This window comes from Flavobacterium dankookense (assembly GCF_004362665.1).
GTDB classification, from domain to species: Bacteria; Bacteroidota; Bacteroidia; order Flavobacteriales; family Flavobacteriaceae; genus Flavobacterium; species Flavobacterium dankookense.
Genome location: NZ_SNXR01000017.1, coordinates 1 through 20,649, shown reverse-complemented (window position 1 = coordinate 20,649; position 20,649 = coordinate 1). Strand labels below are relative to the sequence as shown.

The following is a 20,649-nucleotide window of genomic DNA, read 5'->3' as shown; positions in this document are numbered from 1 at the left end:
ACCCGTCACTTCGAGTGATTTTGCCAACTGAAAATGCCAATTTTTAGTTGGTAAAATTGTATCGAGAAGCAATATCTACAGGCTATCTCAGTCTATTCTCTATTCTCTATTTTCTATGTTCTATCCTCTATTTTCTAAATTTTTTCTCCCAATTACGGATTCCCGTAAAATACTTCCAAACCATGTAAATAAATTTGTCGCTTATACAATTGTGGTAACATTGCCATCGGCACAGACTATTTTTTAGAAACCTGCCGATGGTATATGTATTTTGAATTAAAACAAAACCTACCATAACAATATAATAACAATAAATAAAGCAAAATAATTTCGTAATTAACTATAAATTAACCACTTTTGCCAAATACCCGACCTAGAACTGTTAAAAATATCAAATTAAAACAAAACGGATGAAGCAACTATACGTACTACTATTTTTTTGTCTATCCTCTGTTATAAATACAAACGCAAAAGAAAGCACCACAACACTTGCTCCAGCCGCAACGATTACTGGAGGAACAACAGTTTGCCAAAACGCAGCCAGTCCACTAATTACTTTCACAGGAAGCGGCGGAACAGCACCTTATACGTTTACTTACACTGTTACTGGTGTTGCGGGTAATCAAACGATATCAACAACTGGAAATAATTCAACCATTACCATTCCAGCGAATACAAGTTCTAGTGGTACTTTCACATATAATTTAGTTCGTGTTGAAGATTCTTCAAATCCAGTTCAAGTAAGCAATGTTACTGGGAATACAGTAATGATAATTACGCCTCAAGCAAATGCTGACTTATCTTCTTCGGCTGATTTTAGTGTTTTTAACGGATTTCCTACTTATCGAGTTTGTACAAATCAACCAACTCAGTTAGACTTTAATAATGCCTCTTCAACATTAGCAACTAATACTAACTATAGCATAAATTGGGGAGATGGTTCTCCTAATTTCACAGGTACAACTTGGACAAGTTTATCGCATACTTATCAGGTTGGTTTGTGGACATTGACCTATACAATTTCAGCTCAAAATAGCTGTAATATAACTAAGATTTATAAAGTTTTTGTTGGAAACAACCCTGCTGTAGGATTAGAAAATCCCGGAAACACTGATGTTTGCATTACTTCTTCATTAACTTTTCCAATTACAGGAACTGAAAATAATCCTCCTGGAACGACTTACATCGTAACGTTTAATGATAATTCACCAGCAACAACATTCAATCATCCTCCACCAAGTTCTATTACACACACTTTTTTAGATAGTTCTTGTGGAACAACGAGTGTTTCTGGACCTACAACATATACAAATTCCTTTTTTGCAAATATCATAGCTGTTAATCCATGTGATCAGTCCTCTGCTATGGTTGTTCCAATAAGAATTTCAGATGCACCTGAGGCTGAATTTAGTTTACCTCAGCAAAATATTTGCGTCGGTAGTCAAGCTTGTTTTACTAATACTTCAACGGGTGGAGACGCAGCTTCTTCATCAGGATGTACCTCGCCAAAATTGATTTGGATTATTTCTCCAAATACAGGATTTTCTCTGGCTAGTGGAACTCTTGGAAATGATTTTAATTCTACAAGTACAAATTCTTGGGTTAGTGGTTCTGCTACTATTTGTCCCGTTTTTTCTGTCGCAGGTAATTATACAATTACTTTAAAAATAGGTAATAGGTGCGGAATAGACACCATAACAAAAACAATCTGTATCGAACCACAACTAACTCCTCAATTTACCTTAAACACTAACGCTGGATGTGCTCCACAAGCCATTACAGCAACAAATACCACCAACTTAGCAAACCAATGCGGAACGCCAACCTATCTATGGTCGGTAGCTTATGCTCCTGCGTTTTGCGGAACAACAAGTACACCAATTCCTAATCAAACCACACAAAACGCCTCTTTTAATTTTACAGAAGCAGGAATCTATACCATAACATTAACCACTACAAATTCCTGCGGAAGCGCAACAGCTACCGAAACAGTAATCGTAAAAAAACCACCAACAGTCGCTATAACTCCAATAAGTGATGTCTGCGGTGCAGCTACCATTACACCAGTTGCCACAGTCAATTCTTGCGCACCAACTGGAAGTACTCTTACTTATGCTTGGAGCTTTCCTGGTGGAACGCCTGCAACATCGAGTGCAGTAAATCCCGGAGCTATCAATTTTCCTGAGTCACCAACGCCATATACAATAACGTTAACCGTTACAAATGAATGTGGTATTTCTAACACGGCTTCAGAAACGTTTTCAGTAAATACAGCTCCAACAATCACTACTACCAATTTAAGTCAAACTATTTGTTCAGGAACGGCTACCACGCTCGTCAATTTAACTGCCAATCCATCAACAGCTACCATTAATTGGTCAGCAACAGCAACCGCTGGCGTTAGTGGTTTTGCAACATCGGGAACAAATACCATTCCTGTGCAAACCATTACAACTACAAGTACAACAGCAGGAACGGTGACTTACATAATAACACCAACTATCAATGGTTGCAACGGAACGCCTGTAAACTATGTCATTACTGTCAATCCAGCACCTGTTATGGTTACCAATCCAGTAAACAGCAACATTTGCTTTGGACAAACACCAACCCAACTTTCCGTAAGTTACAATAACGGTTCAGGAACTCCCGTTTATGAATGGTTTAGTAATACAACTAATTCAAATTCTGGTGGAACACCAATTCCTTCCTCTAATGCACCAACTTATGATCCTCCTGCAGGAACAGTTGGTACCGTATATTATTATTGCGTAATCACATTTCCTGCGCTAACTGGTTCTTGTTCTTTTATCACTTCAACGGCTGCCGAAGTTACTATAGTAAATTCTGCCACTGTCACTAGTGCTAACCAACCTCTTGCAACTCAAAGTCTATGCGTAGGAGCAACAATCCCATCGCCTTTGACGGTGACACCAACAGGTGGAATTGGAACACCAACCTACCAATGGTACAGCAATACTAACAATACCACAACAGGTGGAACACCAGTAGGTTCAAATGCTTCAAGCTATACACCACCCGTTTTTACTGCTACTGGAACGTACTATTATTATGTAGTCATAAGCTATACAAACGGTTGTGGCAATCTAACCAGTACCGTAGCACAAATTGACGTGGTAAGTGACCCAACAATTACAGCGCAACCATTAGCTTCTCAAACCGTATGTCAATCAGAGACAGCAACCCAACTATCTGTTATGGCAACAGGCGGAATTGGAACCAACTATTCCTATCAATGGTATAGTGATACTAATAACGACTCTGCCAATGGAACACTGCTAGTGGGTGAAACAAACAACACGTTTACACCGCAAACAACCAATGCGGGTACTTTTTACTACTATTGCGTAATAACGCAACCTACTGCAACAGGATGTAATGCAACAAGCACCGCAGCAATGATTACGGTCAATATTGCGCCAGCATTTACTACAACATTAACTTCGAGTACTATTTGTTTGGGGCAATCACCACCGCAATCGCCATCGCAACTTGTTATCGTTACTAATAGTGATGCGCTATCCCCAAATTATCAATGGTATTCAAATACTATCAATAGTAACAGCGGTGGAACGCTACTCACAAGCGAGAACAATGCTACCTTCAATCCTCCTGCAACAACTGCCGGAACTACCTATTACTATTGCGTAGTCACTTTTCCAACAATTGTGGGAACCTGTTCTGAAATCAAATCAGCTCCTGCAGAAGTAATCATAAACCAAAACCCAATTATCGGTCCTGAAACAGCAACCATTTGTAGCACAACATCATTTTCAATAACACCTACAACTGCTGGAGGAAATGTAATTCCAACGGGAACAACTTATACTTGGTCAACTCCTACAGTCAATCCTGTTGGAGCAATAACCAATGCCACTGCAGAAACTAATTCGCAAACAGCTATAAGTCAAAATTTAATCAACACCACCACAAATCCTGCAACGGTTACTTATACCGTTACACCAAAATCAGGAAACTGTATCGGAACTAATTTTTTGGTAACCATAACGGTTAATCCAGCCATAAATCCAAACGTAGTGGCAACGAACAACACTTGTTTTAATGTGGACAATGCTTCTATAACAACCAACATTACAGGTGGAATTCCTCCTTACATTATTACTTGGACAGGTCCAAATAGTTTTTCTTCTTCAGCTACTAATATTCAAAACATTGAGCCAGGAAACTATGACTTAACGATTACGGATACAGGAAACTGTCCATTTACAAGTTCATATACCATCTCCGAGCCAAACGATATCATAATTACAACGGACAGTAATAATAACATTACTTGCTTTGGAGCTAATAACGGTTCAATCGCCATTTCAGTAGCAGGCGGAACAGGAACTTACACCTACAATTGGACAAAAGATACTTTCCCTTTTGCAGCAACCGATGATATCAGCAATTTAGCACCAGGAGTTTATGTCGTTACGGTATCTGATGCCAATAACTGTGGTCCAAAAACAGCAACATTTACAATTACCGAACCTCCTTTACTTCAAGTCAACTTAGTAAGCCAAACCAATGTAGATTGTTTTGGTTTTTCAACAGGCGCAATAAATGCGGATGTAATTGGAGGAACATCGCCTTACACCTATGCATGGTCAAACGGAGAAACGACAGAGGATATTACTGCCATTCCTGCTGGCGTGTACAACCTCATTGTTACCGACAATTTAGGATGTTCCCAAAACCTTTCGGTTACCATAACCCAATCGCCCGAAATCATCATCAATGCAATTACAACTCCAATAGTTTGTTATGGTGACAACAATGCAACTATTGACGTAACCATTTCTGGAGGTGTTGCACCCTATCTATACCAATGGAGTAATTTAGCAACTACGCTAAATCTTACCAATCTTGCGCCTGATGATTATATCATCACCGTTACGGATGGCATTGGATGTATAAAAGTACTATCCATAAATATTCCTAGTCCGCCAATTTTTGAGGTAACACCTGTAGTAACTAACATATCTTGTTTTGGCGCAAATGATGGAAGCATTGATCTAAATTTTGTAGGTGGAATTGCACCAGTAACACTAGTTTGGAACGATGGAAGTACTTCCGGAACTTCTAGAAACAATCTTCCTCCAGGTATTTATTCCGTAGTAATTACAGACTCAAAACCTTGTACCATTTCCAGAACGTTTACCATTGTTGAACCAGCGGCAATTGTATTATCAGCTAATGTAACCAATCCGCTAGATTGTACCAATGGAAGTTCGGGCGCTATCGATTTGATTATTGCAGGCGGAACACTACCTTATAGTTTCCTTTGGACCAATGGTGCAACCACCGAAGATGTATCAGGAGTGACAGCAGGAAATTATGGTGTAACACTAACCGATGCCAATGGTTGTTCTACATCAAAAACATATACACTAATCAGACCTGCACCACTAGAAATAGCCGTAACCACTCAAACCGATGCCAATTGTACTACACGAATAGTAAACCAAAGTTTTGTGGCACAAGCATCTGGTGGTGTTCCGCCATACCAATACCAATGGTCTAGCGGAAACGTTAGCGGTTCAAATAATGAAATTATGAGTACACCATTAAACGGAATTGTAATTGTAACTGCAACCGATGCTATTGGATGTACCACTACTTTTTCCGTTGATGTGAACAATCCAGTCATTGGAACTGCATCTTTTGAACCCACATCAATAGGAATTATAAACTATGGTATGTTTGCAATTGGCGATCCTATACAATTTGAAAGCACCATAACAGGCGATTACATTTCAGTCCTTTGGGATTTTGGCGATGGAACTTTTTCAACAGAAGTCAATCCGATACATACCTATTTGAATGTCAAAGATTCCTATACCGTAACACAAACAGTCACTTATCCTTTTGGTTGTGTGTACACGCAACAACTTGAAATAAATGTAGAAAAAGGATATATTCTTGTCGTTCCAACGGCATTCACACCCAACGGCGATACTAAAAACGATACCTACAAACCAGTTACCAAAGCATTAAAAAACATCCAACTCGACATCTACGACACTTGGGGTTCATTAATCTATTCCGAAAAAGGAGAAGTACTCTTAGGTTGGGATGGAAAAATAAAAGGAGTAAATGCCGAAAACGGAAATTATTACAGCAAAGTCAGTGCCGAAACATTCTACGGAAGTGTGATAAACCAAAATCAAACTTTTGTATTAATCAAGTAAAAGCCACAACATGAAATTAAAAAGCATCCTCTTCATACTAGTCGCTTTCACTTTTTGTAAAGTACAAGCACAAGATCCAGTCATCACCCAGTTTTATTTAATGCCCGAAAAAATGAATCCAGCCTTCACTGGAATTTCAAACACATGGAACGCAGGTATTCTTCACCGAAGACAATGGCCCGATGGCAATAGAAAAATCGATACCCAATTCGGTTTTTTCAACAATTTGATACACGACCAAATAGGATTGGGTGTAACCGTTCTCAACCACAATGAGGTTTTCACCAATTACAACTATTTTCAAATCAATACTGCTACATCCTACAGGATAGATTTAAATTACGATTGGCGCATGCGTTTCGGACTAGAAGTAGGCTACGGTAGAAAAGACTTCAACTTTCGAAACCTTTTGCTCGAAGACCAAATCAATATAAACGATGGTTCCATAAACCCAATTTCGCAAGATCCAGGTCTCGCAGGTTTGAATAACAAAGTAGGTTTCTTTGATATGAGTGTAGGTTTTGTTGTCGACCAAGAAAATGCTTGGTTTGGCGCATCAGTAAAACATTTAACACGACCAGACATCTCGTTCAAAGAAAACGGAAATGCACCACTAGACATGCTTCTTTCCCTACACGGAGGTTATTATTTTGAATTTCTAAATGCGCCTTCAGCCTTAATTCCCGAAGAAACCACACTGCTACTCACCGCCAACTACATGCGACAATCACAATACAACCGACTAGACATTGGAACCGTATTGGATTTTCCACGATTTAGCTTAGGAGTAATTGCAGCAACCAATCCACAGGCAAAAAGCGACAACAGCCATCTCATAACCTCCATAAACCCAGTAATGGCATTCAAACTAGGTGAGTTTAGCTTTGGCTATTCCTATGATTTAAATACCTCAAGGATAGGAAGAACACAAGGTGTACATGAACTAACCCTAACCTGGCAATCCAGCTACCGCTGCGATGATTGCGAAAACTACAAAGTAAAACTAAAACGAAACGGCGAATCAGGATATCAAAAAATGTAATTCCTAAATCCCAAAACCACTTCCCGTCACTTCGAGTGATTTTAACTAGTAAAAATGCCAATTTTTATTAGTTAAAATTGTATCGAGAAGCCACTTCTATTCTCTTTTCTCTATTTTCTATTCTCTATAACCTATTGCCTAATATCTATTTCCTCATCACACGTCACTTCGAGTGATTTTGCCAACTGAAAATGCCAATTTTTAGTTGGTAAAATTGTATCGAGAAGCGATCTCTAAAGTATCCTCTCAGTCTTTTCTCTATTCTCTATTCTCTTTTTCTATTCTCTTTTTCTAAAACCTACAACCTATTCACTCATCACCCGTCACTTCGAGTGATTTTACCAACTGAAAATGCCAATTTTTAGTTGGTAAAATTGTATCGAGAAGCCACTTCTATTATCTTTTCTCTTGTTTCTTTTCTCTTTTCTCAAACTTTTTTCTCCCAATTACGGATTCCCGTAAAATACTCTCAAATAGCTTAACTAAGTTTGAACAAACATAAATAATAACCAAAATAATTATCAAAATGAAAAAAATCTACTACTTATTATTCTCTTTTTTAATGACCTTACCTACTTTGGCTCAAGAAACAAAAAAAGAGCTTGAAAAAGAAAAAACAAAAATTGATGCATTTGCATCAAAAACAGGAAGCATAATTAAACTATCAGATTATAAACTAACTGGCATTAAAACTTTGTATGGAGGTATTTCTGAAACAAGAATTAGAAAAATAAATTCAGGTTCTGTAGTCAGCTATTTTTTTCAAATTGAAAAGCAAGGCAAGTATAATACTTCAACAGCATCAATAGAACAATCCGATTTATTAGAAGTAATTAAAGCTCTAAATTCTTTGAAAACTGAAGTCGAAAAAGATATTGCAACTAATTGTGATTACCTTGAGAATAAATTTACAACTGTGGATGGATTCAAAGTTGGATATATGATTAGTAAAAGTAAGCCAACATGGTATTTACAATTAGAAAAATATGGTTCTGACAATACAATATTTGTTGAAAATCTTGAATTAATTGAAAAAAGTTTTGATGAAGCGAAAAATAAAATTGAAGAGTTAAAAAAATAAATAACTATGGGATTGTTTGATTTTTTGAAGAAGAAAGAATTTGCTTTAATTAAGGAGTTAAATTCTAAACTAGAGAGATATAAATCTATTAGTGATATTGAAGAAGAAACTAATAAAAAGAGGAATGAGTTAAATAAAATTATTGAGAATAAAGAAAATGAATTAAATAAAGTAATTATTTCAAAAAGTGAGGAAATAAATACTATTGATAATAAGAAAGTAAAATTAAACTCTGATTATATATCTGGACTAGATTTATATACAAAACTCAGAAAAGAAATTAGTTTATATGAGTCAAAATTAGATTTAATTGAATTCGGAATTTATGAACCTGTCTACGATTTTGAAAAATCTGACGACTATAGGATTGAACAAAATAAAATTATTGAAAAACAAAAGGAACTAGTACGATTAGAAAAAGCTGCAAGATGCACAGTTGATTGGACAATTGATGGAAGTGTTACAAAAGGCAGGGCTAATACAAAAAAATTCATTAAACTAGTTTTAAGAGCTTTCAATGGCGAATGTAATTCTTTCATAGCAAAAGTTAAATGGAATAATGTTAATCAAATGAAAGAAAGAATTCAAAAATCCTTTGAAGCTATAAATAAATTAGGAGAGAACTCAGCAGTATTTATCGAAAAGGAATATCTTGATCTTAAAATAAAGGAACTAATACTTGAATATGAGTTTCAAGCAAAAAGGCAAGAGGAAAAAGAAGAATTAAGAGCAATTCAAGAAGAATTAAGAGAAGAGGAAAAGGCAAGAAGAGAATATGAACAAGCTCAGCGAGAAGCCGAAAAAGAAGAATTGAATTATCAAAAAGCATTAGAAAAGGCAAGAAAAGAATTGGATATTTCTATTGGTGATAAACATGAAAAACTCCAAGAGCAAATTAAAAAATTAGAACAAGAACTTCTGTTTGCTCAAGAAAAAAAGGAAAGAGCATTATCAATGGCACAACAAACTAAAAGAGGGCATGTATACATAATATCTAATATTGGTTCATTTGGAGAAAATGTATATAAAATAGGTATGACTAGAAGATTAGAACCTATTGATAGAGTAAAAGAATTAGGTGATGCCTCAGTTCCTTTTCAATTCGATTTACATGCAATGATTTATTCTGATGAGGCAAGAACTCTAGAATATGAATTACACAAAGCTTTCGCAGATAAAAAAGTGAATATGCTAAATTATCGAAAAGAATTTTTCAATGTTACTTTAGAAGAAATTGAAAGTAAAATAGCTGAATTAGGTTTTGAAGCTGAATTTACAATACTTCCTGAGGCAATGCAATATCGAGAGACTTTAGCTATTTTAGAAAAACTAAATTCTAATGAAAATGTCAAAACAATTGAAGAAATAATTTCCGAGGAATTTCCAAATACATTAATTTAATTTCTTATAAAGCTCAAAGAATTATGAAAATCAAACAAGTTAAAATAGAAAATTTTCGGTCATATGACAACGAATGTACAATTGATTTAAACGATTTAAATGTATTTGTTGGTAAAAATGACATTGGTAAATCAACCATTTTAGAGGCTCTTGATATTTTTTTCAATGAAAATAAAGGAGTTGTTAAAATGGACAAAGAAGACATTAACAAAAAATGTAAAGATGCAGGTAATACTGAAATCAAAATTAGTGTGGTTTTTAGTGAACTTCCTGAAACATTAACTATTGACTCTACAAATCCTACAAAGCTTGCTGAAGAATATTTGTTAAAAAGTGATGGGACCTTAGAAATTATAAAGAGATTTCCAAATGCAGGAGCACCAAAAATATTCATTAAGGCAAATCATCCAACAAATCCAAACTGTTGTGAATTACTTTTAAAAAAGAATGTAGATTTAAAAAAATTATTAGGTGATATTGAATGTGATGATAAAACCAAAAATGCGGTTATTAGAAAATCTATTTGGAACAAATACATGGATGATTTACAATTAAATGAAATAGAAATAGAACTTGCGAAAATAGATGCGAAAAACACTTGGGAACAGTTAAAAAATTACATGCCTTTATTTACTCTTTTTCAATCTGATAGAAAAAATAGTGATGGAGATGATGAAGTTCAAAATCCTATGAAATTTGCTGTTCAAGAAATATTGAAAGATGCAGAGCTTAAGTTAGCTTTAGAAAAAGTTGCTAAAGAAGTTGAAAAAAAACTTACTGAGGTCTCAACAAAAACTTTAGAAAAACTTAATGAGATGAATCCTGAAATAGCTAAAAGTTTAACACCTATTATTCCAAGTCCTGAAAGTTTAAAATGGTCAGATGTTTTTAAGAGTGTTTCTATCGTTTGTGAAGAAGATATCCCAATTAATAAAAGAGGAAGTGGTGTAAAAAGACTTATACTTCTCAACTTTTTTAGAGCTGAAGCAGAAAGAAGAAAAAAAGCTGAGAACATTCCGAGTATAATTTATGCTATTGAAGAACCTGAGACTTCTCAACATCCAAGCCATCAAAAAAAATTAATTGAAGCTTTCATTGAGCTATCGAATGCAAATAGAACACAAATAATCTTAACTACTCATAGTCCTTCAATTGTAAAACTCTTAGAATTTGAACATTTGAAACTAATTAAAAACGGAAATGAAAGAGAAGTTGTTAATATTGAAAGAGGAGATTTGCCTTATCCATCACTTAATGAAGTTAACTATTTAGCCTTCGACGAATCTGATGACGAGTATCATAATGAACTATACGGTTTTATAGAAAGCGAAAAAATGCTCGAAGAATTTAAAATTGGGAAAGAAACAATTTTATATAAAAAACAATTAAAAAATGGTATTATTGAGGAGCAAAAAATTCTAAGTGAGTATATTCGTCATCAAATTCATCACCCTGAAAACCTAAATAACATTCGTTTTACAAACGAACAATTGAATGAATCAATAAAACAAATGAGAGAGTTTATTAAAATCAAAATTTGATTTTGAATTAGTTTAATATGATTGAAGTTTATAAAAATCTATTTATCGGAAATCTAATTGATTTTGAAAGAAATCAGTTTGACTCGGATTTCTATTTTGTTCAGGCATGCAAGGAACCCTGTCATCGTAAAGCACTTGGGTATTCAGGAAGATCTGCTGACACCAATCACCCTGAATATTTAATAGCTTACAGAGAAAGAAGAATTATTTTAAACATGATTGATCCACCAACAGCTAAATATTTTGATAATATACAATTTGAAAAATCACTACTTTTTATTGAAGAAAATTTGAAAAAGGGGAATAAAGTCTTAATTCATTGTAATCAAGGGATTTCTAGATCTCCAAGCATAGGATTACTTTATTTAGCTGTAAAAGGAATTATAAAAAATGATACTTATGCTGAAGCTAAAGAAGACTTCTTGAAAATTTACCCAAATTATAAGCCAAGTGGTATTAAAGAGTTTTTAGAAAAAAATTGGAGAAATTATATTAAATAATTTTGATATTTATCAATTGTTTTTTTATTACAAAAAAAAAACTTTATTAAGATCTAAAAAAATAATTAATTATCACTAAATCCCAACAACCAACAACCCAAAACCATGCTGCTCTTGGAAACCATAAAAAGCCCCATTAACATCCTGCAAATAGCGGTAGTACAAAACCGCTATCTTAAAACCACTAGCATCATTGGGTACAGTAGCAGCCAAAGGAACAGCCTGCGGAGCACCATTTTTTGGCACACGTACAGCGTCACTCCTAAAAAGAGAAGCTTTCATCTGTTCTAAATCCAAAACAACAACACCAAGTTGCAACTCCAAATGAGTAGCACTAGCTAGAAACTTCAAGCTTTTCGGAGCAAAATCACTAAAAGTGTAAGTCGTACTAGCAGCATCATAAAAACCAGTATCAGTAGGCAAACAAAAAGAAGTAAAACAAAAACCAGCAAGCAAAGCCTTTCCATCAACCTGTTGCAAACCATTACCCACTTGCCGTTGACCACGTTCAGAGACCAAATCGGCATTCTTAATACTAATAAACAATTGCATCAATCGTCCCTGCAACTCCTCATTGCGTTGCTTACCCAAAAAAGGAAACAAACTATCTTTAAATAACTTTTTTACCCGCGAACAATGACCAAACTCACTATTATTTTCCCTAACACGTTCCATGTTAGCACTATTTTTAATCGCTTTGCCTGTAAATCCGCCACCTGCTTTTCGAGCAACAGGCTTACCCTTGCGCATATAAAAATTAACACCATCAATAGTGCCAACCAACGGTATAATACCAACTTGCTTTGCCATAATCCAACGTTTTAAGAAAATAATAAGCAAATATACTAAATATATATGTCGTCTATATAACCTATTTATACAAACTATATAACATATTTAATTGCCACAAAAGGAAGGTAAAACAAAAGACATACAGTGAATAATTAACGTAAATTAGTGACCAAAATGCCAATAAAAAGAATGAAATCAATTCTAACCATACTGCTGCTACTTCTAATTTCGGTTACTACAGCCCAAATAAAAATCCTAACCTGGAATGTAGAAAACCTAGGCAATAAAAAATCCGACAGCACTATCCAATACATAGCCTCAGTACTAAAACACTATGATGTCGTAGCGCTACAAGAGATTGTAGCTGGCAATGGTGGTGCACAAGCCGTAGCCAAACTAGCCGACGAGCTCAACCGAACCGGCAATAAATGGGATTATGCCGTGAGCAACCCAACCGAGAGTTCTAGTTATAAAACCGAGCGCTATGCCTTCCTGTGGAAAACCGCCAAAGTAAAACTAATAGGCAAAGCCTGGCTCGAAAACAACTACCAACTTCAAATAGACCGCGAACCTTATTTAGCTACGTTTGAACACAACAAAAAACAGTTCACACTAGTCAATTTCCACGCCATCACCAAAAGCAAACAACCCGAAACCGAAATCAAATACTTCAAGTTCCTTCCTGAAACCTATCCCACTTTGAAACTAATTTTCATTGGCGATTTCAATTGCCCACAGTCGCATACTGTTTTTAATCCATTGAAAAAAATGGGCTATCTTCCTGTTTTCACAGACCAAAAAACATCGCTCAAAAAATCGTGTATTGAAGACAATTGCCTTTCCAACGAGTTCGATAACATTTGGTATTCTACTAGTAAAGTAGAAACGTCAAACCCAACAGCCATAATGTTCTACAAAGACTTCTATAATTTTAATACAGCAAGAGAAATCACCGATCACATTCCGCTAGCGGTAACCCTACAACTAAAATAAAACAACAGTATGAAACCAAAACAACTCCTTTCATTTTCAGTACTAGCAATCGTGCTATCACTGCTATGGCTATCCTGCAAACAAAAAGAACAACAACCAAGCAACTTTCTACCCGAAAATACAGAAAACCTTACCCAAGAAGAAAAACAAACCCTACACACCGATACAACCCATAAATACGAATACAGAACAGGAACCAGTGGCAACTATAGCTACAACTACGATGTTTCAGGTTTTGACACCAACGGCGAAGAAGTATCAGGCAATGTAGATATGGAAGACAAACAAGGAACAGGAACGCTAACCATTTCAGGCGGTGAACAAATAGAGGTAGAAGTACAATGGACAGGCAATGGCGAACTACTAGCAACCGACAATCAAGGAAAGCAGTACGAACTAACAGTAGATTAAAAAAAAGAATGTACCTTTATACGTAGCAATCCCATTTTCATGAAAAAAATAGTATTATTGCTATGTTGCATTACCCTAACCTCTTTTTCCAATAAAGCAGACGATATCTACATCTGCAAAAGCAAAGGCGCAAAAAAATATCACCTAAAAGAATTTTGCCGAGGACTAAGCGCCTGCAAACACGAAGTAGTGAAAATAACCCTAAAAGAAGCCAAAGCCAGAGGACTTGACCTCTGCGGTTGGGAGGATTAAGCTAAAGAGAAAAACAAATCATCCATCTGATATATACTCCAATCGCCCTAATAGCATTAGCGTAGAAAACAACGACGAATTGAAACAAAGCAACCCACATAAAGTTTATCCCGATAAATATCGGGAAGGAGGAACGACGAGCGACTCGTCCCGAGACTTCGGGAGCGACGTGAAATTCAAGGTAGTTTTCGAGCTAAGACTATTGAGGCTTGACTTTTTGTTTCTTTTGGGTCAAGCCAAAAGAAAAACTTTCATCTCTCAACTTCCACTGTCTTGTCCGAAATAGCTAGTACACATCTCAAGTATACCTTCGCTCTACTTAATGTATGAAGAGTGTATGAAAACCAGCATTATGTAAAATAAAAACTTATTTTAAAACCAAAATAATTACAAAAACTGTAGAGTTAAAAAAGGACAAAAAAACTCCTTAATTACTTAAGGAGTTTTTAAAGTGGTGGGCGATGAGGGATTCGAATGCCGACGATTAATGTCGGCATCGAGACAAGCTAGGCTTCGTCTCGACCCCCGTATTTTTCAATAAACATTTCTAAACGTTGCTTGTTTAAATTCTTTAATTTCTTTTCCAATAGCATTGCCTCGGAGCGAGAAGTCTTAGTAATCAAACATTTCAATACCCAAGGACGATAAGGAAAGGTAGATTTTTCATAACCAGAATTATGCCTAATAATACGGTCATCAAAATCCTGTGTTTGACCAATATAATACCGATGGTGAGAAGTAGAGAAAATTATATAAACAAAATACATAATTAGTATAAATAAAAAACTCCTTAATTACTTAAGGAGTTTTTAAAGTGGTGGGCGATGAGGGATTCGAATGCCGACGATTAATGTCGGCATCGAGACAAGCTAGGCTTCGTCTCGACCCCCGTATTTTTCAATAAACATTTCTAAACGTTGCCTGTTTAAATTCTTTAATTTCTTTTCCAATAGCATTGCCTCGGAGCGAGAAGTCTTAGTAATCAAACATTTCAATACCCAAGGACGATAAGGAAAGGTAGATTTTTCATAACCAGAATTATGCCTAATAATACGGTCATCAAAATCCTGTGTTTGACCAATATAATACCGATGGTGAGAAGTAGAGAAAATTATATAAACAAAATACATAATTAGTATAAATAAAAAACTCCTTAATTACTTAAGGAGTTTTTAAAGTGGTGGGCGATGAGGGATTCGAACCCCCGACCCTCTCGGTGTAAACGAGATGCTCTGAACCAACTGAGCTAATCGCCCGACTTGTGCTTGATTGCGAGTGCAAATATAGGCTACTTTTTTTATTCTGCAAATAAAAAGCAATAAAATTTATAAAATTTCTGCAACAACAAAAGTACTTCCGCCAATGTATATAAAATCAGTAGCAGCTGCATTTTCCTTAGCATTGGAGTAAGCTTTTGAAACTGAATTACATATTTCACCTTTAAGTCCAAATTCAGTTGCTTTCTCATATAAAACTAAAACATCAAGACCTCTTGGAATATTGGGTCTACAAAAGTAATAAATAGCATTTTTTGGAAACAAAGGCAGTATTTCATCCAAATTCTTGTCATTAACAACACCCAAAACGATGTGCAATTGAGTATAATCTTCCTTTTTTAGCTGATTGAGTACAATTCTAAGTCCATGCTCGTTATGTGCAGTATCACAAACAACCTTGGGATTACTGCCCAATTGTTGCCATCGTCCTTGCAATCCTGTATTCTTAATAGCATTTTGAAATCCTAGTTGAATAGCAGTTTCTGCTATTTTAAAATCAGTTGTGTCTTGTAGCACCTTTAATGTTTGGAGAACAGTCCTTTTATTATGCTCTTGATAATCCCCAATCAAATCAGAAGTATAATTTTGAGTAATCAAATCAGAAGCAAAAAAGATTTCAGAATTGGTCTCTGTTGCTTTCTTAATAAAAACAGGTTTCGTTTCATTATGATACTCACCAATAACAACTGGTATCGATGGTTTTATAATTCCCGCTTTTTCAAAAGCAATCGCTTGAAGCGTGTTTCCAAGAAACTGTGTATGGTCCAAACCAATATTCGTTATAACCGAAACTAACGGAGTAATAATATTAGTTGAGTCCAATCTTCCGCCAAGTCCAACCTCGATTATATTAATATCTGTTTTATGCTTTGAAAAGTAATCAAAGGCTAATCCTACTGACATTTCAAAGAAACTCAATTGGGTATTTTCTAAAAACGATTTGTGAGCAGCAATAAATTCAACAACAAAGTGCTCATCAATATCTTTTCCGTTAATCTTTATTCGCTCTCTGTAGTCTTTTAGATGTGGAGAAGTATATAATCCAACCTTATATCCTGCTTCTTGCAAAACAGAAGCAAGTAGGTGAGATGTAGAGCCTTTACCATTGGTTCCTGCAACATGGATACACTTTAATTGTTTTTCAGGATTGCCCAAATAATTGGCTAATAAAATAGTATTAGTCAAATCTTCCTTATAAGCTGATGCACCTTGCGTTTGATACATCGGCAATTGGTTGAACATCCAGTCGAGCGTTTGTTGATAGTTCATTACTTTCTTAATAAAATATTCACAAAGTAAAATATTTTACACTTTTTTTCGTTTATATTGTGTGCATATTACTGAGTACAAATTTCAAATAATTTTTTAGAATAAATATAACAATTTATGATTAGTTCCTTTATTAGATTACAAGTTGATAGTTTATCACAGGCAACGCAAGCAGTTCAAGCAGCTGCGGAGACAAATCCAGCATTAAACCAAGAAATTTCCGTTTTGGAGTTTGTATTTAAAGGTGGTTTCTTCTTAATTCCCATTGCGCTTTTATTGTTTTACACACTCTATGTTATTTTTGAACGATACATGTTTATCAAAAAAGCATCAAAAATTGACAGTCATTTAGTTTCAGATATTAGAACAAATTTAAACGCAGGGAATATTGACATGGCACTTTCTGTTGCTGATAGAACAGGAACCGCTCACTCAAACGTTCTAAGAGAAGGAATTCTAACTATTGGAAGACCAATTGCCGAAATAGAATCTAATATGGAAAGAGCTGCAAATATTGAAGTAGCTTTGATGGAGAAAAAGCTAGGACATTTAGGTCTTATCGCTGGTATTGCTCCAACATTGGGTTTTATTGGAACAATTTCTGGGGTAATTAAAATTTTCTATAGCATATCAGTTACCGAAGATATTAGTATTGGTAACATCTCAGGAGGTTTATACGAAAAAATGATTAGTAGTGGTGCTGGACTAGTTGTAGGTATTATTGCTTACAGCGCCTATCACTTATTCAATGGAAAGATTGACGATTTTGTATTAAATATGCAACGTCAAGTATTAGAATTTGTTAGTATCATTCAAAGACCAAATTATGCCGGTAAGACGAAATAAACGATTTCATGCTGAAGTAGCAACTTCCTCTTTGAGTGACATCATGTTTTTCTTGTTGTTGTTCTTCTTAATTATTTCCACCTTGGCAAATCCGAATGTTATCAAAATGACATTGCCAAAATCCAAAACAAATGAGAAAACAAACAAACAATTAATAACGATTTCAGTTACCGAAGAGAAGCGATTTTATGTAGACAAAGAAGAAGTGGGTTTCGAAGATTTAGAAACCAAACTATTGTCTAAAATGGATGTAGATAAAAACTCAACAGTAGTTATCCGAATTCCATTTAACATGCAGGTGCAAGACTTAGTGGATGTACTGCAAATTGGAGTTAAAAACAAATTAAAATTTGTGATTGCAACAAGTCCTAAGTAAAAGATAAGCATAAAAAAACCGAGTAGTAACTCGGTTTTTTTATTTGTATTAGTTTCTAAGACTAAAATTATATTTAATAGTACCTACTTGTTTTTCAGTTCCATCTGGGCTCGAACTCCATTTGGTTTGCATCGCAGCAATCTTGGCTTGACTAGCTAAACAACTTGCCGAATTGGTTGTTCCCCTAGCTCCAGGTTTTGCATCAATTACGTTTCCGTTTTGATCAACTGTTATTTGTACAACCACTACGCCTTCTTCATTACAATTATAATTAGGTTGAGGCTTACTTAATGCTTTTCTATTTCCAAGAGAATATCCAGAACCACTACCTATTCCACTTCCGTTTCCACTTCCACTTCCAGAACCTGTTCCACTTCCAGAGCCAGTACCATTCCCTGACCCATTTCCGCCTCCAGTTCCTGTTCCGCTTCCGTTACCGTAATAGCCTTTTGAATTTAAATTTCCGTTGGCACTACCTTTGTTACCACCTTTAGTATCATCTCCATCACCTCCTTTATTTCCATTTAAAATACTAGACAAAGCATCGTTAGTATTTTTAGAAACCTTGGGCTTTTCAGGCGTAGGAGTTGGCTTTATATCTTTTTTAATTACAACGGGTGTCTTTTTTGTGGTTTCATTTTTAGGAACAACAACATCACTATCCTTTGTATCATCTTCGTCAGAAATTATATTTTCATCTGGAGTTGGTTCTGATGTAAATGTTTTAGTTTCTGTCTTAGCATTTAAAACTTCACTTTTATAGTTATCTCCCAAACCGTAATCACTATCACCAAAATTCATTTCAATGCCGCCACCGCCACCGCCGCCAACAAGTTCTTTTAAATTGGATGGAGGCCAAAAGCGAACTAAGAAGAGAATGAGCAACAACAAACCATACACAATCGCCGCATAGGCAAACGATTTTTGTTCATCTTTAGAAATTTCGAGACTCATAAGCTTTAGATTTTATATAATATAACGATAAAAGTAATCAAATATTGTTTTAAACAAGTTGTTTTAATGCAATTTCAAATGCCGTGCCACTAATGTTTGTTTTACTTGGATTTAAGTCATAAGTATTTTTTAATGCTTTCTTTATCGTTTCAGATATATCAAAAAAGATAGCCTCATCCGTCATCTGAACTCTTTTTTCCATAAAATAAGCAAAAACCCTAGCCATTCCACAATTAGAAATAAAGTCAGGTATCAAACTAACCTTATTGTCTGTTTCTTCCATGATACTTCCAAAAAAGATTTCTTTATCAGCAAATGGCACATTAGCACCACATGATATTACCTCCAATCCCGAAGCAATCAAAGTATCAATCTGAGCCTTAGTTACTAATCTCGATGCAGCACATGGCGCAAAGATATCGGCACCAATAGTCCAAATCTTTTCATTTATTTCCGAAAAAGGTATCATGTTTTGAGCAATCAATTTATTACCATCTTTATCTAAAAATAATTGTTTTATTTCTTCAAAAGTAAAACCAGCTTCGTTGATAACACCACCATCTCTATCAATAATTCCAATTACGCTAGCGCCCATTTCAGCAAGATAAAAAGCAGCGGCCGAACCTACATTTCCAAAACCTTGTACAATTGCTTTTTTACCTTTTACATCACCACCATATATAGTATAATAATGACGAACGGCTTCGGCCACGCCAAAACCTGTAATCATATCAGCAATAGTATATTTTCGAAGAACATCTGGCGAGAATTTAGGATTCTCAATTACCTTAATTACTCCTTGTCGTAACTGTCCAATTCTATTGATTTTATCAGCTTCTGTTGGTTTAAAATGTCCATTAAAAACGCCTTCTTGCGGATGCCAAACACCACATTCTTCAGTAAAAGGAATTACTTCATGAATTTCATCTACATTTAAATCACCACCTGTTCCATAGTAGCTTTTTAACAATGGGGAAACCGCTTTGTACCAACGTTGTAAAACCCCTTTTTTTCTCGGATCACTAGGGTCAAAATTAATACCTGATTTGGCTCCACCAATAGCAGGTCCAGAAACAGAAAATTTAACTTCCATTGTTTTTGCCAATGACAAAACCTCATTCATATCAAGTCCTTTTCGCATTCTAGTTCCTCCTCCTGCTGCGCCACCTCGAAGCGAATTGATTACAGTCCAACCTTCGGCTTCAGTCTCAGAATCTTTCCAATTAAATACGATTTCAGGCTGTTTATTTTCAAATTTTTTAAGTAAATCTTTCATTCTGTAGTTTGTTTGTGGTGCAAATATAGACAAATATTTAGTTGTGAATTTAGTTATTTAAGTTGCCCAATCATTGAAAACTGTATAACTTCAAAGATCTTTTTTTAAGTAACCATAAAAAACATATACGTTCTGTAACCAAAAGAGTTTCCCACCAGAAACTCTTTTTTTATTAAAAACAAAAAACCACTCAAGAAAAGTGTTGAACCGTCCGAGAAGAGTGTTGGAGCATCCGGGCAGAGTGTTAGACCATCAAGGATGAGTATTGAACCACTTGGGATGAGTTTTGAAGTATCTGTGAAGAGTCTTATATCACCTCAAATAACTTAAAGCACTAAAAACAAAAAAGCCCATCCAATACGGATAGGCTTTTCAAAAAAAGGCGGCGACATACTCTCCCACAAATTGCAGTACCATCTGCGC

General features: G+C 35.3%; 16 protein-coding genes and 1 tRNA gene. 10 read left to right on the top strand and 7 right to left on the bottom strand.

Annotated features, from left to right (window positions below; translation table 11 throughout):
* Positions 1 to 410: 410 nt before the first annotated feature.
* From BC748_RS12320 to BC748_RS12295, 6 genes are all read left to right on the top strand, one after another.
* Positions 411 to 6,215, top strand: coding sequence for a PKD domain-containing protein (locus BC748_RS12320; protein ID WP_133533803.1), 5,805 nt, complete (start codon positions 411 to 413; stop codon positions 6,213 to 6,215).
* Positions 6,216 to 6,225: 10 nt separating this feature from the next.
* Positions 6,226 to 7,257, top strand: a complete 1,032-nt coding sequence (locus tag BC748_RS12315) for a PorP/SprF family type IX secretion system membrane protein (protein WP_133533802.1) — start codon at positions 6,226 to 6,228, stop codon at positions 7,255 to 7,257.
* A gap of 526 nt (positions 7,258 to 7,783) precedes the next feature.
* Complete coding sequence (locus BC748_RS12310) at positions 7,784 to 8,338, top strand: hypothetical protein (protein WP_133533801.1); 555 nt, start codon at positions 7,784 to 7,786, stop codon at positions 8,336 to 8,338.
* Positions 8,339 to 8,344: 6 nt separating this feature from the next.
* The gene (locus BC748_RS12305; protein WP_133533800.1) at positions 8,345 to 9,739 is read left to right on the top strand and encodes an SNIPE associated domain-containing protein; all 1,395 of its coding nucleotides are present in this window, start codon (positions 8,345 to 8,347) and stop codon (positions 9,737 to 9,739) included.
* Between the two features lie 23 nt (positions 9,740 to 9,762).
* Positions 9,763 to 11,280 carry an ATP-binding protein gene (locus BC748_RS12300; protein ID WP_133533799.1) on the top strand — a complete coding sequence of 506 codons (1,518 nt, stop codon included), beginning with the start codon at positions 9,763 to 9,765 and terminating at the stop codon, positions 11,278 to 11,280.
* Positions 11,281 to 11,297: 17 nt separating this feature from the next.
* A complete protein-coding gene (locus BC748_RS12295) occupies positions 11,298 to 11,780 on the top strand; it encodes a dual specificity protein phosphatase family protein (RefSeq protein WP_133533798.1) in 483 nt (160 codons plus the stop codon).
* A gap of 75 nt (positions 11,781 to 11,855) precedes the next feature.
* Here BC748_RS12295 and BC748_RS12290 read toward each other — a convergent pair whose 3' ends face one another.
* On the bottom strand, positions 11,856 to 12,590 hold the full coding sequence (locus tag BC748_RS12290; protein WP_133533797.1) for a hypothetical protein: 735 nt from the start codon (positions 12,588 to 12,590) through the stop codon (positions 11,856 to 11,858).
* 171 nt (positions 12,591 to 12,761) lie between these two features.
* Between BC748_RS12290 and BC748_RS12285 the strand changes: the two genes are divergently transcribed.
* Together BC748_RS12285 and BC748_RS14260 are read left to right on the top strand one after the other, a co-directional pair.
* Complete coding sequence (locus tag BC748_RS12285; RefSeq protein ID WP_133533796.1) at positions 12,762 to 13,565, top strand: endonuclease/exonuclease/phosphatase family protein; 804 nt, start codon at positions 12,762 to 12,764, stop codon at positions 13,563 to 13,565.
* A 9-nt stretch (positions 13,566 to 13,574) separates the two neighbouring features.
* Positions 13,575 to 13,976, top strand: coding sequence for a hypothetical protein (locus BC748_RS14260; protein WP_211338561.1), 402 nt, complete (start codon positions 13,575 to 13,577; stop codon positions 13,974 to 13,976).
* Between the two features lie 758 nt (positions 13,977 to 14,734).
* On the opposite strand, the gene BC748_RS12270 is transcribed toward BC748_RS14260, so the two are convergent.
* The 4 genes from BC748_RS12270 to BC748_RS12255 form a co-directional block, all read right to left on the bottom strand.
* The gene (locus BC748_RS12270) at positions 14,735 to 14,995 is read right to left on the bottom strand and encodes a GIY-YIG nuclease family protein (RefSeq protein WP_133533794.1); all 261 of its coding nucleotides are present in this window, start codon (positions 14,993 to 14,995) and stop codon (positions 14,735 to 14,737) included.
* Between the two features lie 102 nt (positions 14,996 to 15,097).
* A complete protein-coding gene (locus BC748_RS12265; RefSeq protein ID WP_133533793.1) occupies positions 15,098 to 15,358 on the bottom strand; it encodes a GIY-YIG nuclease family protein in 261 nt (86 codons plus the stop codon).
* 48 nt (positions 15,359 to 15,406) lie between these two features.
* Positions 15,407 to 15,484 (bottom strand) — tRNA-Val (locus BC748_RS12260).
* Between the two features lie 69 nt (positions 15,485 to 15,553).
* Positions 15,554 to 16,774 (bottom strand): bifunctional folylpolyglutamate synthase/dihydrofolate synthase, encoded by a 1,221-nt coding sequence (locus BC748_RS12255; RefSeq protein ID WP_133533792.1) that lies wholly within the window; start codon positions 16,772 to 16,774, stop codon positions 15,554 to 15,556.
* Positions 16,775 to 16,894: 120 nt separating this feature from the next.
* On the opposite strand from BC748_RS12255, the gene BC748_RS12250 reads away from it, so the two are divergent.
* A complete protein-coding gene (locus BC748_RS12250; protein ID WP_162846473.1) occupies positions 16,895 to 17,620 on the top strand; it encodes a MotA/TolQ/ExbB proton channel family protein in 726 nt (241 codons plus the stop codon).
* The gene (locus BC748_RS12245; protein ID WP_133533790.1) at positions 17,601 to 17,996 is read left to right on the top strand and encodes an ExbD/TolR family protein; all 396 of its coding nucleotides are present in this window, start codon (positions 17,601 to 17,603) and stop codon (positions 17,994 to 17,996) included. The genes BC748_RS12250 and BC748_RS12245 overlap by 20 nt, the downstream gene beginning before the upstream one ends.
* A 48-nt stretch (positions 17,997 to 18,044) precedes the next feature.
* On the opposite strand, the gene BC748_RS12240 is transcribed toward BC748_RS12245, so the two are convergent.
* Both BC748_RS12240 and BC748_RS12235 read right to left on the bottom strand, forming a co-directional pair.
* Positions 18,045 to 18,950: an energy transducer TonB family protein gene (locus BC748_RS12240; RefSeq protein WP_133533789.1), complete on the bottom strand. Its 906-nt coding sequence runs from the start codon at positions 18,948 to 18,950 to the stop codon at positions 18,045 to 18,047.
* Positions 18,951 to 18,999: 49 nt separating this feature from the next.
* The gene (locus BC748_RS12235; protein ID WP_133533788.1) at positions 19,000 to 20,226 is read right to left on the bottom strand and encodes a Glu/Leu/Phe/Val dehydrogenase dimerization domain-containing protein; all 1,227 of its coding nucleotides are present in this window, start codon (positions 20,224 to 20,226) and stop codon (positions 19,000 to 19,002) included.
* Positions 20,227 to 20,649: the final 423 nt, after the last annotated feature.

What these genes read in the sequence shown, in the direction of transcription:
- BC748_RS12235 (WP_133533788.1), bottom strand. Translation starts at nt 20,226, where the DNA reads ATGAAAGATTTACTTAAAAAATTTGAAAATAAACAGCCTGAAATCGTA.
- BC748_RS12310 (WP_133533801.1), top strand. Translation starts at nt 7,784, where the DNA reads ATGAAAAAAATCTACTACTTATTATTCTCTTTTTTAATGACCTTACCT.
- BC748_RS12315 (WP_133533802.1), top strand. Translation starts at nt 6,226, where the DNA reads ATGAAATTAAAAAGCATCCTCTTCATACTAGTCGCTTTCACTTTTTGT.
- BC748_RS12305 (WP_133533800.1), top strand. Translation starts at nt 8,345, where the DNA reads ATGGGATTGTTTGATTTTTTGAAGAAGAAAGAATTTGCTTTAATTAAG.
- BC748_RS12245 (WP_133533790.1), top strand. Translation starts at nt 17,601, where the DNA reads ATGCCGGTAAGACGAAATAAACGATTTCATGCTGAAGTAGCAACTTCC.
- BC748_RS12270 (WP_133533794.1), bottom strand. Translation starts at nt 14,995, where the DNA reads ATGTATTTTGTTTATATAATTTTCTCTACTTCTCACCATCGGTATTAT.
- BC748_RS12240 (WP_133533789.1), bottom strand. Translation starts at nt 18,950, where the DNA reads ATGAGTCTCGAAATTTCTAAAGATGAACAAAAATCGTTTGCCTATGCG.
- BC748_RS12290 (WP_133533797.1), bottom strand. Translation starts at nt 12,590, where the DNA reads ATGGCAAAGCAAGTTGGTATTATACCGTTGGTTGGCACTATTGATGGT.
- BC748_RS12285 (WP_133533796.1), top strand. Translation starts at nt 12,762, where the DNA reads ATGAAATCAATTCTAACCATACTGCTGCTACTTCTAATTTCGGTTACT.
- BC748_RS12255 (WP_133533792.1), bottom strand. Translation starts at nt 16,774, where the DNA reads ATGAACTATCAACAAACGCTCGACTGGATGTTCAACCAATTGCCGATG.
- BC748_RS12265 (WP_133533793.1), bottom strand. Translation starts at nt 15,358, where the DNA reads ATGTATTTTGTTTATATAATTTTCTCTACTTCTCACCATCGGTATTAT.
- BC748_RS12320 (WP_133533803.1), top strand. Translation starts at nt 411, where the DNA reads ATGAAGCAACTATACGTACTACTATTTTTTTGTCTATCCTCTGTTATA.
- BC748_RS12300 (WP_133533799.1), top strand. Translation starts at nt 9,763, where the DNA reads ATGAAAATCAAACAAGTTAAAATAGAAAATTTTCGGTCATATGACAAC.
- BC748_RS12295 (WP_133533798.1), top strand. Translation starts at nt 11,298, where the DNA reads ATGATTGAAGTTTATAAAAATCTATTTATCGGAAATCTAATTGATTTT.
- BC748_RS14260 (WP_211338561.1), top strand. Translation starts at nt 13,575, where the DNA reads ATGAAACCAAAACAACTCCTTTCATTTTCAGTACTAGCAATCGTGCTA.